General features: G+C 61.8%; 1 pseudogene. It reads left to right on the plus strand.

The annotated features are described in order from the left end of the window. Nucleotides 1-217: pseudogene (locus A3709_RS14875) on the plus strand (3-deoxy-7-phosphoheptulonate synthase); the annotation flags it as partial.

Consider the following 217-nt stretch of genomic DNA (forward strand, 5'->3'; position numbering starts at 1 on the left):
CCAGACCCACCGCGAAATGGCCTCCGGCCTCTCCTCTGCTGTGGGCTTCAAAAACGGCACCGATGGCGGCTTGACGGTAGCCACCAACGCACTGAACTCGGTTTCCAAGCCGCACCGCTTCCTGGGTATTAACCGCCAGGGACAGGTATCAGTGTTCACCACCAAGGGCAATGCCTACGGCCATATCGTACTGCGCGGTGGTAGCGCCGGCCCGAAC

This window comes from Halioglobus sp. HI00S01 (genome assembly GCF_001635445.1).
GTDB classification, from domain to species: Bacteria; Pseudomonadota; Gammaproteobacteria; order Pseudomonadales; family Halieaceae; genus Halioglobus; species Halioglobus japonicus.